This is a genomic window from Picosynechococcus sp. PCC 7002 (genome assembly GCF_963860125.1).
In the GTDB taxonomy this organism is placed as follows: domain Bacteria; phylum Cyanobacteriota; class Cyanobacteriia; order Cyanobacteriales; family MRBY01; genus MRBY01.
The window spans coordinates 2,410,828-2,427,643 of record NZ_CAWLFA010000001.1 but is presented as its reverse complement, the minus strand read 5'-3'; the positions used below and the strand labels follow the sequence as shown (position 1 = coordinate 2,427,643).

Sequence of the window (16,816 nt, the reverse complement as noted above, 5' to 3'; positions counted from 1 at the left end):
TGGAAGCACATGATATCAAGAAAAATTGTCGTTACCCTAAAACTTTAGAAAATTTATGACTGTTGGTATATCTGTCGAAAAAGGAAAGCAAGATACTCCTCCCTTAGAACTCCATTACCTCGGCGACAAAGTGCTACGCCAAAAAGCAAAACGCATCGCCAAAGTAGATGACGAAATCCGCACCCTGGCGAAGGAAATGCTGCAAACCATGTATTCTTCCCAGGGAATCGGTCTGGCTGCGCCCCAAGTTGGTGTTAATAAGCGTTTAATCGTCATTGATACCGATCCAGAAAATCCTGCCAATGCACCACTGGTTTTAATCAACCCTGAAATCAAAAAATTTGGACAACAGCTTTGTCCCTTTGAGGAAGGCTGTCTCAGCATTCCTGGGGTTCACTTAGATGTCATTCGCCCCGATGAAATTGAAGTAAGTTACCGAGATGAACAAGGTAAACCCAAACGTATCAAAGCTTCTGGCCTGTTGTCCCGGGTGATTCAGCATGAAATTGACCATCTCGATGGGGTGATGTTCGTCGATCGCGTCGAAAATGAAATTGCCCTCAGTAGCCAATTAAAACAACGGGGATTTGCCCTGAAATCGGTACAGCGCATCGCCTAAATTTTTTTTGACCTTTTCCACGTTTCAACATGACGGCAACGTAGTACTCTACGACGTTTGTGTGAGGCGATCGCCGTCCAGTGAAATAGACGTTCTGCCCTATGAGGTGGTCGTCTTTTTTATTGCCTAATATTTGGCAAGGTTGCGTTTTGTATCAAACAGCGAAAAATTTACGTTTCGTTAGCAAATGCCTGGGGTAGTCCAGAAGGATCGTTGCCACAAACATTGTTTTGAATCTCAGATTTCACAAAAAACAGAAGCTGGCTTTCGTCTATGGAGGGCGATTCACCTACTGCGGGGATTGTGTGGGGGCATCAGATTTGGCGATCGCCTTTTTGGACAGACCCCGTATTTATACTCAGGTTTATTTGTAAATCCATTTTTTGTTTATTGTCTTTATTTATATAAAACAAAGATATAAATAGAATCTAAAAAGTTTTTATCGCAGTTTTGAGTGATTTTTAGGCTTTTAAAAGTTTTATAAAAACTCTAAGTCTCTTTAGGTCTGTTTGAACGCTAAATCCCAAACAGTCGCACCTTTCCATTCCCCCAAGGATTGCCAATAATGCAGCTAACGGAATTTTTTAGGAGCACGCAATCCCATGACAATGACCCTCGCGGTTTACGGCAAAGGTGGCATCGGCAAATCTACCACCAGTTGTAATATTTCCGTCGCCCTCGCCAAACGCGGTAAAAAGGTTCTCCAAATTGGCTGTGACCCCAAGCATGACAGCACCTTTACCTTGACGGGCTTTTTGATCCCGACGATCATCGATACTCTCCAGGAAAAAGATTTTCACTACGAAGACATTTGGCCGGAGGATGTTATTTACAAAGGCTATGGCGGCGTTGATTGCGTGGAAGCAGGCGGGCCGCCGGCTGGGGCTGGCTGCGGTGGTTATGTGGTCGGGGAAACGGTCAAACTCCTCAAAGAACTCAATGCCTTCGATGAATACGATGTAATTTTGTTTGATGTGTTGGGAGATGTGGTCTGTGGGGGCTTTGCGGCACCACTCAATTATGCAGACTACTGTTTGATCGTGACGGACAATGGCTTTGATGCATTGTTTGCGGCGAATCGCATTGCGGCTTCTGTGCGAGAAAAAGCCCGGACGCACCCCCTCCGGCTGGCTGGTTTAATTGGGAACCGCACCTCGAAGCGGGATTTGATCGAAAAATATGTAAGCCATGTGCCGATGCCTGTGCTGGAAGTGTTGCCCCTGATCGAAGATATCCGGGTGTCGCGGGTGAAGGGAAAGACCCTCTTTGAGATGGCAGAAGGGGACTCGATGTTGGATTATGTCTGTGATTTTTATCTCAATATTGCTGATCAAGTATTAGCGGCTCCAGAGGGAGTTGTGCCCAGCGAAGCTTCGGATCGGGAATTGTTTAGTTTGCTCTCGGATTATTATCTCAATCCGCCCGTCGAAAAGACCCAGGAGGATGAGCTGGATCTGATGATGGTCTAGGCCAGAGGATGCTGGGCTTGGTCTCGAAATCGCTGATCCGACAATCGTTCACCTGGATCGTCCTCATGGGTTAAATTTTGCTTCAAAATAGAGGCGATCGCCCTAAACGGCACTAATGATCAAAAAAGGCGATCGCCAATGTCAAACAACCCTTGCAGTGGATTTACGAGGAGAGTAAGTATTGTGAGCTTTTTCGAGCAAATTAAACCCAGCATCAAAACCAAATGGCTAGATTATTTTGAAAATAACCAAGACTGGCTAAATATCCTGATGGATCGCGGCGAATCTGTGGCGACCCCCGACGGTGGCCGCCGCCCCCAAGGTTCCGTGATTCTCGGTGCCATCAGCGCCAAGGAACCCCGCCTCGCCGAAAGTCTTTATTTGTTTTCTTTAGTTGAAGCGAATTTTGACACGATTGTTGATGTTTTAGGGCTAAACTTTGACCCACTCTTGGAACTCCGAAACCTAGAGGAAAAAGGAGCGGCAGCAAAGCCAATGATTACGCCCCCAAGCCCAACCGTTTTACCCACCGAATAATTTCTCACCGTTTGCCCTTCATTTCTTTGGGGGGCATCCCCTGAGCAACAATCGTGTCACCCCATTTCTAATTCACCATTGCCAAAGCTATTTGCAAATCTATTTAGGAAAATTTTTATGACCGTTGCTCAAGAAACCCCGAACTTAACCTTTGATTGCGAAACAGGCAATTACCACACCTTTTGTCCGATTAGTTGTGTCGCTTGGCTTTATCAGAAAATTGAAGATAGCTTTTTCCTAGTCATCGGCACCAAAACCTGCGGCTACTTCTTGCAAAATGCCATGGGCGTGATGATCTTCGCCGAACCCCGCTACGCCATGGCCGAACTCGAAGAAGGTGATATTTCTGCCCAACTCAACGATTACGACGAACTCAAACGGCTCTGTCTACAAATTAAACGCGATCGCAATCCCAGCGTGATTGTCTTTATCGGTACCTGCACCACCGAGATTATCAAAATGGATCTCGAAGGCTTTTCGCCGCGCCTCGAAGAAGAAATCGGCATTCCCATCGTGGTTGCCCGTGCCAATGGCCTAGATTATGCTTTCACCCAAGGTGAAGATACCGTCCTCGCAGCAATGGCGAACCGTTGTCCCAGCGAACCCCCGGCCCCAGCAAAAGAAAAAGAAGAAGATGCCGCTGCCGCCACTCGCTTCCAAAAACTTTTGAATTTGGGCCTCAAGAAAAAAGAAGAAGCGCCCCCTGTGGCCACAGAACAAAAAGAGCATCATCCCTTAATTTTGTTTGGCTCTTTACCCGATCCCGTGGCGGCAAACCTAGAACACGAACTGAAGAAGCAGGGCGTTAAAGTCTCTGGTTGGCTCCCCACCAAGCTCTATACAGAATTACCCGTTGTGCAAGAAGGCTATTACGTGGCGGGAGTGAATCCATTTCTCAGCCGCACTGCCACTACCCTGATGCGTCGTCGCAAATGTAAGCTCGTGGGTGCTCCTTTCCCCATTGGCCCCGACGGTACCAGAGCCTGGGTTGAGAAAATTTGCTCCGTGTTGGAGATCGAACCCCAGGGCTTGGCAGAACGGGAAGCACAAATCTGGGAGAGTTTAGAAGACTATCTCCAGCTCATTCGCGGCAAATCGGTCTTTTTTATGGGGGACAACTTACTCGAAATTTCCCTTGCTCGGTTCCTAATTCGCTGTGGTATGACCGTCGCTGAAATTGGCATTCCCTACATGGACAAGCGTTACCAAAAAGCAGAACTGGATTTCCTCGCCCGCACCTGCCAAGAAATGGGAACGCCGATCCCCAAAATTGTTGAAAAACCCGACAATTACAACCAAATTCAGCGGATTAATGCTCTGCAACCAGATTTGGTGATTACGGGGATGGCCCATGCGAATCCCTTGGAAGCGCGCGGGATCAATACGAAGTGGTCAGTGGAATTTACCTTTGCCCAGATTCACGGTTTTACCAATGCGCGGGATATTCTCGAACTGGTCACGCGCCCCCTACGCCGTAATACAAACCTCAAGGATTTGGGCTGGGATAAGTTAGTCCGCGAAGAAGTGCTCACCTGAATAACACCACAATTTGAGTGCTCAACAAAGAGAATCATCAAGACGATGGTTCTTTTTTTATTGGGTTTTAACGGTTAAAACTTGAGGTGGCGTCGCATCAGGAGGATAGCGCAGTTGGATATTCACCAAACGGCGATCGCCTGGGGGCATTTCCAGGGTGACGAGGGGTTCCCCAGCTTGGCCGCGCTTTTGCACCAGGTGGAAATAGTCGGTACGCAAACGGCCCGTATCATCTTTGTAGTTGACCCGCACTGGCCCCCGGAAAAAGGTCGCCGTCGGCAGGGGCTCAAAAAAGCGCAATGCTTCATCCGTAGCATCTTGTTTAATGGGCGTTTCAAGGGCGATCGCCACGGTTTGGGTTGCCCCAGTGGGATTGTGGAGGGGCAGCGTCAAATCATAGAGCACCCCATAGTTGCCGTGGGCAGCATAGGCGGTATCCGGATAGCGGCGCAACATTTCTGCCGTTTGGATTTGGCCCGTGCTATGGGTGCCGCCGACGAGGGTGCTGATGCCATAGGAAAAGGCTTCCCCTGGGGCAGGAATGGTGAGATCCCAGGTGGGACTGTCATAAATTTGGGTTTTCCAAGTGCTGCCTTCAGAAACGCCAGCCACCCGACCATAGATTAATCCCCCTGGGGCACCGGGCACTGTAGGTTCGCGATCGCGCGGGCTAGAGAGTTCCCCGGTTTCTAAGAGTGCTTGCCATTCTGCCAGGGTAGGAGGCCGGAAATCACCTTGGCCATCGGGCTTTTCAAAGAGGGCTAAACTTGCCACATAAACGGGGCCAGTGCTCGTTAGTTCCAAATAGGTCGAGCGACCATTGAGGGGAGGCTCCAATTCCCGCACCGGAATCGGCAGATCAAAAATCATCTGGTAGTTCTGGGGGGCGATGGTCAACTGCTTCGGGAACTGTTCCTGGAGACGGCGACGCAGCAGATTATCCATTACCCGGCTGCCCGGCCCGGCGTAGACATTTCCCCTCGGATTCGGCACTTGGGGATCAAGGGCAATAAAAGGGGCATCCGGTTGACTTAAATAACTAGCCCCATTCAGAAAATAAAGGGTAACAGGTTGATCACTCGGATTGTAGGCGATCGCCCCAATATGTAGGCTGCGTAGATCCTCCGGAGAACCCTGGGCGACGTGGTGGGCAAACAGATCAAAGCGTCCCGAAAAGGCAAAATCGAGGTGGGCATCTGGATGGGTTTTGCCAGTGGCCGGAAATGTGGACAGTAGAATCCCTTCCCCCAACACCTTTTCTGGGCTGTTGCTATTAAACACAGGGGTTTGGTCTAGCTGTCCCGGTAAAACCCGTACTTCCTGGGGACGCACAATTTCAACTGGGGGCGGCGCTTGGGCAACAAAGAAGGGAAAAAACATACCAACATTCCACACACATTGCCGCCCATTGTATTGAGTTTTTTCGCTTTTTGGGTAATTACACCAGATTGCGATCCGTGAGAATCTCGTAGCCCGTTTCCGTCACCAGCACCGTATGTTCAAACTGGGCCGACAGGGACTTATCGGGGGTGATCACCGTCCATTTATCTTCGAGGGTGATGGTTTCTTTTGTTTTGGCATTGACAATCGGTTCAATGGCCAGCACCATGCCCGCTTCTAGGACGACATTGGGCAGGTCGCGGGTGCGGAAATTAAACACCGATGGTTCCTCGTGGAGCGCTTGACCGACCCCATGGCCCGTAAAGTCTTCCACCACCTGGTAGCCATAGCTGTGGACATGGTCTTCGACGGCCCCAGCAATATCCAGGAGCGTATTGCCTGCTTTTACTTGTTCAATCCCTTTATAGAGGGCTTCTTCAGCCGCTTGCATTAATCGTTTAGCCTCCGGTTTGATCTTTTTGCCAACGCCGACGGTAATACAAGAATCGCCATGATAACCATTAAATAATGCACCCGTATCGACTTTCACGATGTCCCCTTGGTGGATGCGTTTATCGGCCCGGGGAATGCCATGGACAACTTCATCGTTGATCGAGATGCAGATGGAACCGGGAAAACCGTAATATCCTTTAAAGCTGGGCGTTGCGCCTAATTCTCGGATCCGCTGTTCAGCATAGGTATCCACTTCGAGGGTCGTCATCCCTGGCTTGATAATCTCACTCATTTCCTTGAGGACGGTCGCCACAATCCGCGCCGATTGTCGCATAATTGCAATTTCAGCGGCGGTCTTAATTTTAACTTTGCTTTTTTTACGGCGGCGGGGGAGGCCCACTTGGGCTTTTTTAGGTTCGGGAATTAGGAGGTTGAGTAACTGTTTCAATGGAGTACCTTGAGGAAATCAATGGCAGATTGGGCAATTATTTCGGCGGCGGGATCGAGATCAGCGACAATGCGCCGGGCATGGTAAAAATCTTGGCGATCGCCATTGAGGTAATCGTCTAATTTTTGACCCGTAAACGAACCATCGCGCAGCCCCAGCACTAAGATGATCGCCGCGAGATGGGTTTCAGCGGCAAAGTCTGGGTGATCGACGAGATTAACGCCGGTGCGATCGCCCCACCGGGTATAGTTTAACCGACCGGCAATTTTTACGAAGCCCCGCCCCTGGTAGCGCAGCCCGTCACCCGGTTGGATATTCCCCAAATCACGACGACTTTCGAGGTTTGGGTCTGGGGTCGGCTCCACAAGACTGGCACCAAAATCGCCTGCATGGCCCGCCGTAGCAAGGATATAGGCCAACTGGGTCGGTTCGATGATCCCGCAACGTTGGCAGGTTTCTAGAAGCATCGGGATCGTTTTGCGGGCGGCATCCTGATGGGGATGATTTTCTAGGGAGGCAATCAGGCGATCGCCATAGCTTTTGAGGGGGCGTAGGGGCAAATAAACTTCCACCCATTGATTCAAAAGCGTCATCCAAGTTTGAGCACCAACGACGCCATCAATGGTTAATTCTGCAATCATCTGAAAGCGTCTAACCGCCTGTTCGGTTTGGGAACCAAAGTGACCATCAATGGGAAAATGCTCCAGGGACAGCAGCCGCTGCAACAAGCGTTGTAAATAGCGCACCGAGGCGTGGAGTTGAGGCGTCGCTAAACCATCGCCCAAGTGAAGGATGGGATATTTGCGGTCACTGGCTTGAAATTCCCCACTGGCAAAATGTTGCAAATCAGCATATTTTTTGGCGATCGCCTCTTGATCCCAAACGAATTTCTCCAAAGCTTCCCAGGTGGACAGCCCCACAATCCCATCGGCCACAAGTTTTTGGCGCACCTGAAAAAATTTCACGCCATTTTCTGTTTGCCGACCAAACTTTCCGTCCAGCTTGGCCGTTTCTGGGATAAATAGACCCCGTTGCAGCAATTTTTGCAGGTAATATACGGCCTGCTGTTGGGGCGAAATTTCAAAGCCAGCCCCCCGGCGCAACAGAAGCTTTTCGGGCCGATCTTGTTGCAAAAAGGAAGTGGGTTCCGGGGCCTGTTCGGAGGGAGGTTCAGCCGTCGCGGGAGAAGCTAAAAATAATTGTTGGTAACGTTCAATGGTTCGCCAGGTGCGGGGATCAACGGTGCCCGTTTTCGGCAATTTATTCGCCCGTTGAAATGACCGCACCGCCGCTTCCGTGGTGCGCCCAAAAATGCCGTCAATCACCGCTGAACGGGGTAAAAATCCGGCGGCCTGCAAAAAAGCTTGCAAATAACCCACATCATCGTTGGCGATCGCCTGGCATTGCAGTTGCCGGGGGCGTTTGAGGGAGGGACGTTCACAGACAGTGGTGGCGGACTCACGGTGACGCTTCATATTATGATTGGGGGTGATGGGAGGGGCGATCGCCTTCCATTGTAAGAAATCAAAAATTAGGCCATCCAAACTACCGCCACCATGTTCAGAATTCTTCACTTCGCCGATATCCATATGGGCAGCGGTTTTTCCCATGGTCGGGTGAACCCAGAAACCGGCCTCAATTCCCGTCTCGAAGATTTTGAGCAGACCCTGGGGCTTTGTATCGACCGGGCGATCGCCGACCCCGTAGACCTTGTTATTTTTGCTGGGGATGCCTTCCCCGATGCCACCCCCGCCCCCTACATCCACGAAGCCTTTGCGGGCCAATTTCGCCGCCTCGTCGCCCACAATATCCCGGCGGTGCTTGTCGTCGGCAACCATGACCAATATTCCCAAGGCAATGGGGGCGCTAGTTTAAATATCTATCGCACCCTGGCGGTGCCTGGTTTTATCGTGGGCGATCACCTCCGCACCCACACTCTCGAACTGCCCAAAGGCCCCCTGCAAATCATTACCCTGCCCTGGTTGAACCAAGCCACCCTCCTCACCCGGCAACAAACCGAAGGCAAAACCCTCAACGAAATCCATCAGATCCTGCTCCAAAAACTCGAACCGATCCTCGAAGCCGAAATTCGTCGCCTCAATCCCGAAATTCCCGCGATCCTGGTGGGCCATCTCATGGCCGACCGCGCCAACTTAGGGGCCGAGCGCTTCCTCGCTGTGGGCAAAGGCTTTAATATTCCTGTGGCTTTTCTGAACCGTTCCGAACTCGATTATGTGGCCCTCGGCCATGTGCACCGCCACCAAAACCTCAACCCCAGCAATGATCCCCCGATTATCTATCCTGGCAGCATTGAACGGGTTGATTTTAGCGAGGAAAAAGAAGCAAAGGGCTATGTTTTAATCAACCTCCGTAAAGGTCAAGCGGATTGGGAATTTGTGCCCCTCCCGGCCCGGGCGTTCCGCACGATTAAAATCGATGTGAGCGACGCAGACGAGCCAGAAACTGCGATTCTCAACGAAATTGCACAGGTTTCGATCACCAATACCGTTGTCCGTCTCATCTACAAAATTCGCCCCGAACAAACAGAACTCATCGACCAACGTGCCCTCAGAAAAGCCCTCAAAGCCGCCCACCAAGCTTCCATTCAAGCGGAACTGGTGAGCCAACTGTCCCGGCCCCGTCTACCGGAACTGGGCATTGGTCAATCCCTCGATCCGATGAATGCCCTAGATACTTACCTCACGAACCGAGAAGATTTACAGGATATTGCCCTCGCCATGCGCGAAACCGCCACAGAACTGATGTCACAAACCTCAACTTGAGAGGGGATTTATAAAGTAAATCTTAAGCGGCTATATCTACCGCGAAATAATGGTCTTAAGCGATGTAGGACGCTTGATCTACATGGCGACGAATGAAGCCAAATCCCTTATCCAGTCTTGATTTAATTTTTTCTTTATAAACAGGCTCTGAAGCTTAAAACACTTAATGGCCAATGCCCACATAGCGGAACCCCAGGGCTTCGAGGGCGTCTCGGTCGAGGAAATTCCGGCCATCGATGATCAACCGATTTTGGAGGCGATCGCCTAACTGTCCATAGTCGAGGTGCAAAAATTCTTGCCAGTCCGTGACTAAAACCAGAGCATCACAGGTATCTGCTAACATTTCTGGGCTATTTTCAATCAGGACGCCCGAAAGACCTTGACTAATGCCATTTTGGGACACAATCGGGTCATAGGCTTTCACCCGTGCTCCTAGACGATTAAGTTCTGCAATCAGCTTCAGGGATGGAGCATCACGCATATCATCGGTGTCTGGCTTGAAGGTTAACCCCAACAAACCAATGGTTTTCCCCTTAAGAATTTTCAATTCCTGTTGAAGCTTTTCGACGACGATTAATTTTTGCCGATTATTCACCGTCACTGCCGCTTCGAGGAGTTGCGCTTGGTAGCCATAATCTTCGGCAGTGTGTACTAAAGCGGCCACGTCTTTCGGGAAACAGGAACCACCCCAACCCAAGCCTGCCTGGAGAAATTTATTACCAATGCGACTATCGAGGCCGATGCCCTTCGCCACCTGGAGAATGTCTGCCCCCACGCGATCGCACACATTCGCCACTTCATTAATAAAGCTAATTTTCGTTGCAAGGAAAGCATTGGCAGCATATTTAATCATTTCGGCGGAATTTAGGTCAGTTTCCACCACCGGAATCGGTTTGAGGTGTTCTGGCGCGCTAAATTGCCCTTGGATGAGGGGATCATAAAGCTGTTTCATCAAGGCGATCGCCTTGGAGTTGCTACTACCTAAAACAATGCGATCGGGGTTAAAAGTATCGAAAATTGCTGACCCTTCCCGGAGAAATTCGGGGTTACTGACCACATCAAACTGCACCGTATGGCCGTTTTGCTTCTGTTTGACTCCATCGAGGACAATCATCCGCACCCAGTCCCCCGACCCAATCGGAACCGTTGATTTGTTAACAATTACTTTGTAACTATCGGCGGGCAAATGTTCACCAATACCCTTCGCCACGGCCTCCACATAGCGGGTGTCGCTTTCCCCCGTCGGCAAGGCTGGGGTACCCACAGCGATAAACAGAATTTCCCCATGATTGACGCCAAAACTGAGGTCTGTACTAAATTGCAAGCGTCCGGTGGCCATTTCTTCCTGCATCAGTTCCGCTAGACCGGGTTCATAAATCGGCGATCGCCCCGCCTGCATGAGCTTGATTTTCTGCTCATTGTTGTCGATGCAGATGACATCATGGCCCATGTGCGCCAGGCAAACCCCTGTGACCAGGCCCACGTAACCCGTTCCAATTACACAAACTTTCATCGCAATTTCTAGTGAATTTCTCGTGTTGTTGTCCGTTAGTTATTCTGCGAGGCGATCGCGGAAATAGGCGATCGTTTTTTCTAAGCCCACCTTGAGGGGCACCGTCGGCTGCCAATCCAAGTAGGTTTTAGCACGGGTAATGTCCGGTTGCCGTTGACGCGGATCATCCTGGGGTAGCGGCTCAAAGGCGACTTCAACATCAGGATTGACCATATTCTGAATCGTTTGGGCCAACTCCAAAATCGTGTACTCATCGGGATTCCCTAAATTGACGGGGCCGATAAAGTTTTGGTTCATCAAACGAATCAAACCTTCAACCAAATCACTCACATAGCAAAAACTGCGGGTTTGGGAACCATCCCCATAGACCGTCAACGGTTTCCCCTGGAGCGCTTGAACGATAAAGTTACTCACCACCCGCCCATCATTCGGCAACATATTGGGGCCATAGGTATTAAAAATTCGGGCGACACGGATATCAACATTATTAGAGCGGTGGTAATCAAAAGCCAGGGTTTCCGCCATCCGCTTCCCCTCGTCGTAACAGTTACCACAAAAAGCAACCCGACCATTACGACGTACCAAAACCACATGGTTTTTGACATTGACGCAGTACACATTCCCTTTGTAAAAAACTTTTTCTGGTTCTACCAGAGCCGCATCTTTAGCTACGCGAATATTAACCCGATATAAATCCCGTCCGACCGCATGGGACACAACAGAAGCAGCAAAGCCACACCGTAAGGCTAATTCTTGTACATTATCCGCTAGTTGCTTTGATTTAGAGTAATAGGTAAAACAATTACCCCGTTGAGAACCGTCACCCATGATCAGCGCATCAAACAAAATGCGAGATTGCCGTGGTGATAACCGCAGATATTCACGGGGAATATATTTTTCACCAGATTTACCCAATGGCAATAGAATCTCAGCAAGTTGTTTGCTACAAATCCTAAATTGATGATGATCAGAATCAAAATATTTAAAGCCCAAACGATTTAAACAAGCAGCAATCTTGGTGCGTCCTTCAGGATTTTCTTGGGCAATCAGAACATTATAATCAGCAACGTCGTAATTACTGCCATTTACCACCCGTACACGACGACGAACGTGGGTGCAGCCTTCGGACAGATAATAGCCCAGGAATTCCAGCCAATCGTCCATGAAAACAGTATTAAAGCGAACTTTGGCATTTAGAGGGGGGGGACCAAACGTAAAAGTTTTAAGCTCTTCACCTTGAAAAATTGCGCCTGTAATGACTTTCCATGAATGCCAGTGACGCTTTTCATCAGCCTGAAGAAATTTGAGTTTTCCTGTCTTACTGCGGACGTACATTTTGTGGTTTGGAGTCACACAAAGATCGAATTTGCTGTTATTAAATCTCAGCAAGTGACCAAGATAGGGTTGAATAATGAACTCATCGGGAAGATGATATTCCACTTGGTTTTGTTCGTTGAGGGTGGCAACTTTTTGGTTGGGTTGTAATTCGGGGAAGAGTACCCAACCGGAATCAGTCAAAATTTCGGTTTGGTCGTCGTAACAGGAGCGAATGCCGATGGGATTCACGTTGCCATGGTAGGTTTCTGGCTGGGGATGAACTTCCGGATCGCCATAGACTTCAGAGGTGGACGCCAACAGAATTCTCGCTTTGACCCGTTTGGCTAACCCCAACATATTTAGGGTGCCCATGACGTTGGTTTTAACGGTTTTGATGGCGTTGAACTGGTAATGGATCGGTGAGGCAGGACAAGCGAGGTGGTAAACCTGATCCACTTCGAGGCGGATCGGTTCGGTGATGTCGTGGCGCACCATTTCAAAGTAGGGGTTGCCAATCCACTGCAAAAGGTTATGCTTGCGGCCTGTGTAAAAGTTATCGAGGCAAATGACTTCATGGCCTTCGGTCATCAGGCGATCAATGAGATGGGAGCCGATGAACCCTGCGCCGCCGGTCACTAGAATTCGCATGGTTAGTTCTGGAACGATGACTGTTCAGATGGTTTTCCTAACGGTAGCGAGAGATAGACACTTTGTCTAGCCATCTAGTTCTCCTTCGAGGATCGTGGCGATCGCCTGCCTGGTATTTTCTTTGAATTCGTGGATATTCACGTTATTGAGAATAAAAATGGCACTGAACATCCCCACGGCTTGGAGCACAAAAACAGAACTGTAGGCCAAGAGGGGGGTTTGAAAAATTGCCCGCCCAATATCTAACACGACTCCCCCCATTAAAGTGGCGATCGCCCGGGACATCGCTTGGGCCAGCGCCCAGGTGCCAATGAAAGTACCAGCGGTTTCGGCGGCGGTGAGATCAAGCATTAAACTAATCGCGCCAATGGTGCCGATCCCCGTGGCCATCCCAAAGAGGACGAGGGCATATCTGAGGATCTGGGGCTGTTGGGTGAACCCTGCCAAAATAATTAAAAAGAAACAAGCCGCTGTGAGCAAACAACCTAAACGGGCAGTATTTTTCTTTCCTAGGCGCGGCACCACCAAAAATCCGGTCACACTATAGCCCACGAGAACACCGATCCCCCAGTAGGAATTGAGCAGGGTACTTTCGCCGATGGACATCCCAAACACTTCACCGCCATAGGGCTCCAGCACCGCTTCTTGCATAAATAGGCTAATCGTAAAGGTCACGAGAAAGCTAAAGAAAATGGCTGTTTGTGGACTGCTACGGACGACTTTAATAGAATCCTGAAAGGTGATTTGGTCTTCCCGCGTTGTGGGGGCAGTCCGCCGACTAAAACGAGAATATTTGCGTTCGATCCCAAGGATACCGAGTAGCCCCAAACCAAAGGCGATCGCCGGCACGACTAGAAACAGAGAATTAATTGGCCCCTGTAAACTTTCGATGGGCGTATTCAGGAGCTTTTCCCCTTGGGTGATGATTGCTCCGGCATTGGCCCCCAGGATGACCCCGGCCTGTTGTACCTGATCGAGGAAAATACTGCCACTGATCCCGCCAATCACAACCCCTAGCAGCAGCATTGACCAGACCACCGCCACAATTTTTGAGCGATTATTTTCATCGGAAATATCCACTAACAACGCCGTAAAGGGGGTGGACGTAGAGCTGAGGGCCAGGCCATAGAAACCGAGCACTGCCCCCAGGGCGATCGCCCACAGCAACATCTCCCCAGACCAGGCCCAGCCGCCATTTTCCCGCACCGCTAGGGCCAACTGCCAGACAATTTGTACCGCCACAAAGATTGCCGAACCGAACAACACCGTCCCAATCCAGACATAACCACTGCGGTGAAGCTTAAAAATCTTTTTGCTGTCGGACAGTTGCCCGAACCAGATCCGCGCGGGGGCCATAAATTGTGGTACCGCCAAAGCCCCCGCCGTCACCGTCGCCGGAATATCCAGCTCACTAATCATTACCCGGTTGAGTACCGCCAGGGTCAACACCGCCATCAGACCCAAGCCCAGGTTAAAAAGTCCCAGGCGAAACATGGTAAAGGGGCCAACAGTGGGTAAATTTTGCGCGGAGGTAGAGCTAAGTTCAGAAGTGGTCATGGGGCGATCGCCACAGGGCTTTAAGAATCACGGAAAACACCCTACATTCTAGGACGCATCGGCCTCGAATGCCCCTTCCAAGTAAGTAGCTAGGCGGAAACCCTGGGGAAAGGTTGCAGTTTTGCTGTAGGTGACAAGGGCCACATCAAAGCGACAACCGTAGGTTTCATATTGGGGAAATTTACTTAAAAATTGCATCGCCGCCCGGATGGTTTTGCGTTGTTTGCTGGGGGTGATCGCCAGTAAGCCTTGATAATCCAAGCTGTGCTGTTGTCGGGTTTTTACCTCTACAAAAGCAAGAATTTTTGTCTGGGCATGAAACGCAACCAGATCCAATTCTCCCCAACGACAGCGCCAACGGGTTGCGACAATCTGCCAATCCTGGCTTTTGAGATGCTGCTGCACAAAAAGCTCTCCCTGCTCACCAACGGCAAGGGCCGCTAATTTTTCGGGTGAAGGGGTGTCAGCCATGGCAAATGCTTACATCCCTCCAGATTCTGAATAGCCCTGGAGATTTTCCGGATTTTGCTCCTGGAGTAGACGGGTCACCAAGTCGCGGTATTTGTTCAACTCATATTTGTAGATCACGAGGTATTTCCCTGCATTGAGGCGATTGCGATAGGGTAGGGCATCGCCGCTCCCCACCGCCAAGCCAACGGTTGTGCCAACGAAATAGCTCCCCATGGCCCCGCCAACAGCCCCAGCGAGACCCCCGACAATATGATTACCCGGTGTACCAGCCCAGGCGAAGGTATCTAACCCCGTAATGTAATCGAAGACAAAACCCCCAAAGAAGCCGAAGGGGATTAGCCAATAGGCCATCAATTTTGCTCGCTTGCGCCCCTGCTTAGAGGGATCGATAAAGCCAAATTCATCGGCGGTTTGGTAGCCTTGACCAACAATAGCTAGATGTTTGGTGGGAACTTTAGCTTTTTCCAGTTGGGTATAGGCTTCTTCGGCGGTCATACGGTCTGGGAATACGGCGATCAGATAATTCATAGCAACGACAAACCAATGGAATCTTCAAAGTTTGATTGTAGGCGATCGCCTCAACCTCCGGTTCAAAGTTGTAAGAATTTAGGCCTAGTTTTATATTGGTTACAACTTAAAATGAAATATTTTTTTAATCACAGGGACTATCAGTAATATCCACAACCAAGACCAAATCATCATCAGTTCCATCATAGAAATGAAATCCAGTGGTGGATATTTCATTAATGGCAGCTTGAGTAAATCTTCTCAGACCATTTTTGCCAAAAAATGTCACCGCAATATAACAGCCAGAATTGTAATCCCAGCGTTCATAATCATAGACAGAATGAAATGGAATATCTGTATTATTATTTCGATTGATATCCGGTCTATCCCTAACATACCCTGTATGTACCTTAAAACACTCAGACCCAGGATAGTAAGGAACATTTCGATTTTGATCCGGGGGGTAACTGCCGTGATTCAGGCGATAAACTTTGAGCTCTTGAAGCATACAGCGCATTTGCAGCCGCGCTTTAGCATATCGGGACTTGTCCACTTGATTTAAAAAGGCAGGCAAGGCGATCGCCGTTAAGATGCCCGTGATTATCATTACAATCATGAGTTCAATCACGGTGAAACCTTGGAAATCTTGGGCTGCTTTCTTACGATGGAGAAAGAGAAGACGCAACATACATAAAGATATTTTTTGGAATTTTAAGAGAACTTTAGATTTACAATACCCAATTTATTTCTGACTCCATCTTTTACGCTAAAGAAAATTTCTATTGACCATGAAGCTACAGATCTCTACTTGATTAGAGGCCACAGTACTCGCTCATTACAATTGATTTTTAAGTAAAAGCTTACTTGTTTCTTTTATTTCTAGCCTACCTAAAATTTTAAAGAATTTAGTCCATCAGAAGTAAGAGTTTATGGCGTATAACGGGTGCTGCATCTGTAGTGATTTTAAGATTGAGGCATTTGACTTAGGATGCTCAACAGCAATAGATTTTATGCGTGGAGCCCTCCGTTTTACGGCAGCTTTGTCTTGTATGGAAAGATTATTTATGTCGATGGAAAGCTCAGTCAAAGAGATCATGATCGCTGAACAAATCCCCAATTACACGATTCGAGCAAAAACAGGCTGGTTTGGTTTTGGGAACCCCGGAGTTCAGAATATCGGTTGGTATGTGGGCTATGCGGAACGGGGCGATGATGTGTACTTTTTTGCGACCAACATTGATATCAATAGTCCCCAAGATGGTTCCGCTCGCCTGGAGGTTACCCGTCGCTGTTTACAGGAATTGGGGATTTTGCCTTGACCGCTTCCGCCCTTCAGCGTGGCAATTGATCAATCGGCTGTATTCTTTCCATCGCACCATACTGTCCCAGGCAACTACAGGTTTGTCCGCCAGAGTTCTGTGGCGATGTGCTGCTGGATTGATAGCCATGATAACGACAATAGTCGTGACAACGTTCTTGTGGAGATTTGGGGCCGAGGTTGCCATTACCCAACTGATGGAGCAAGATAATCGCGATTGGTAGTAAGGTTGCCCATAGAGATAGCCAAAGGTGTTTGCT

Annotated in this window: 15 protein-coding genes and 3 pseudogenes; 7 read left to right on the top strand and 11 right to left on the bottom strand. The window is 49.3% G+C overall.

The genetic code is table 11. The annotated features are described in order from the left end of the window. Positions 1-55: 55 nt before the first annotated feature. The 5 genes from def to AACQ84_RS11795 all read left to right on the top strand — a co-directional run bounded on the left by def (position 56) and on the right by AACQ84_RS11795 (position 4,161). On the top strand, positions 56-619 hold the full coding sequence (gene def, locus AACQ84_RS11815; RefSeq protein ID WP_012307944.1) for a peptide deformylase: 564 nt from the start codon (positions 56-58) through the stop codon (positions 617-619). A 7-nt stretch (positions 620-626) separates the two neighbouring features. Continuing rightward, a complete protein-coding gene (locus AACQ84_RS11810; RefSeq protein WP_254903497.1) occupies positions 627-749 on the top strand; it encodes a hypothetical protein in 123 nt (40 codons plus the stop codon). A 472-nt stretch (positions 750-1,221) separates the two neighbouring features. Then, positions 1,222-2,088, top strand: coding sequence for a ferredoxin:protochlorophyllide reductase (ATP-dependent) iron-sulfur ATP-binding protein (gene bchL / locus AACQ84_RS11805; protein WP_012307943.1), 867 nt, complete (start codon positions 1,222-1,224; stop codon positions 2,086-2,088). 183 nt (positions 2,089-2,271) lie between these two features. After that, entirely contained in the window at positions 2,272-2,625 is a 354-nt protein-coding gene (locus AACQ84_RS11800) for a DUF5331 domain-containing protein (RefSeq protein ID WP_012307942.1), read from the top strand. 117 nt (positions 2,626-2,742) lie between these two features. Beyond that, entirely contained in the window at positions 2,743-4,161 is a 1,419-nt protein-coding gene (locus AACQ84_RS11795) for a ferredoxin:protochlorophyllide reductase (ATP-dependent) subunit N (protein ID WP_012307941.1), read from the top strand. A gap of 57 nt (positions 4,162-4,218) precedes the next feature. Here the strand turns inward: AACQ84_RS11795 and AACQ84_RS11790 are convergent, their stop codons facing one another. From AACQ84_RS11790 to AACQ84_RS11780, 3 genes are read right to left on the bottom strand one after another with little or no spacing between them, the layout of a single operon-like run. Next, positions 4,219-5,541, bottom strand: coding sequence for a DUF3370 domain-containing protein (locus tag AACQ84_RS11790; RefSeq protein WP_012307940.1), 1,323 nt, complete (start codon positions 5,539-5,541; stop codon positions 4,219-4,221). Between the two features lie 58 nt (positions 5,542-5,599). Further along, positions 5,600-6,442, bottom strand: coding sequence for a type I methionyl aminopeptidase (map, locus tag AACQ84_RS11785; RefSeq protein ID WP_012307939.1), 843 nt, complete (start codon positions 6,440-6,442; stop codon positions 5,600-5,602). Continuing rightward, positions 6,439-8,052 (bottom strand): peptidoglycan-binding domain-containing protein, encoded by a 1,614-nt coding sequence (locus AACQ84_RS11780; protein ID WP_012307937.1) that lies wholly within the window; start codon positions 8,050-8,052, stop codon positions 6,439-6,441. Before AACQ84_RS11780 ends, map begins: the two co-directional genes overlap by 4 nt. Here AACQ84_RS11780 and sbcD point away from each other — a divergent pair. Beyond that, positions 7,999-9,225 (top strand): exonuclease subunit SbcD, encoded by a 1,227-nt coding sequence (gene sbcD, locus AACQ84_RS11775; RefSeq protein ID WP_012307938.1) that lies wholly within the window; start codon positions 7,999-8,001, stop codon positions 9,223-9,225. The two genes, AACQ84_RS11780 and sbcD, sit on opposite strands and share 54 nt — an antisense overlap. A gap of 163 nt (positions 9,226-9,388) precedes the next feature. Here sbcD and AACQ84_RS11770 read toward each other — a convergent pair whose 3' ends face one another. The 8 genes and pseudogenes from AACQ84_RS11770 to AACQ84_RS11735 form a co-directional block, all read right to left on the bottom strand. Further along, the gene (locus tag AACQ84_RS11770; RefSeq protein ID WP_012307936.1) at positions 9,389-10,738 is read right to left on the bottom strand and encodes a UDP-glucose dehydrogenase family protein; all 1,350 of its coding nucleotides are present in this window, start codon (positions 10,736-10,738) and stop codon (positions 9,389-9,391) included. 39 nt (positions 10,739-10,777) lie between these two features. Further along, positions 10,778-11,389 (bottom strand): annotated as a pseudogene (locus tag AACQ84_RS11765) (NAD-dependent epimerase/dehydratase family protein); the annotation flags it as partial. A gap of 21 nt (positions 11,390-11,410) precedes the next feature. Continuing rightward, positions 11,411-11,566: pseudogene (locus AACQ84_RS11760) on the bottom strand (LAGLIDADG family homing endonuclease); the annotation flags it as partial. Positions 11,567-12,267: 701 nt separating this feature from the next. After that, positions 12,268-12,703: pseudogene (locus AACQ84_RS11755) on the bottom strand (GDP-mannose 4,6-dehydratase); the annotation flags it as partial. 66 nt (positions 12,704-12,769) lie between these two features. Then, a complete protein-coding gene (locus tag AACQ84_RS11750; protein WP_012307934.1) occupies positions 12,770-14,260 on the bottom strand; it encodes a BCD family MFS transporter in 1,491 nt (496 codons plus the stop codon). Between the two features lie 48 nt (positions 14,261-14,308). Beyond that, complete coding sequence (locus AACQ84_RS11745; RefSeq protein ID WP_012307933.1) at positions 14,309-14,731, bottom strand: YraN family protein; 423 nt, start codon at positions 14,729-14,731, stop codon at positions 14,309-14,311. Between the two features lie 9 nt (positions 14,732-14,740). After that, positions 14,741-15,259: a hypothetical protein gene (locus AACQ84_RS11740; protein WP_012307932.1), complete on the bottom strand. Its 519-nt coding sequence runs from the start codon at positions 15,257-15,259 to the stop codon at positions 14,741-14,743. A gap of 124 nt (positions 15,260-15,383) precedes the next feature. Further along, positions 15,384-15,926 (bottom strand): type II secretion system protein, encoded by a 543-nt coding sequence (locus tag AACQ84_RS11735; protein WP_012307931.1) that lies wholly within the window; start codon positions 15,924-15,926, stop codon positions 15,384-15,386. A gap of 322 nt (positions 15,927-16,248) precedes the next feature. On the opposite strand from AACQ84_RS11735, the gene AACQ84_RS11730 reads away from it, so the two are divergent. Next, complete coding sequence (locus AACQ84_RS11730) at positions 16,249-16,557, top strand: penicillin-binding transpeptidase domain-containing protein (protein ID WP_049761638.1); 309 nt, start codon at positions 16,249-16,251, stop codon at positions 16,555-16,557. Positions 16,558-16,816 lie beyond the last annotated feature (259 nt).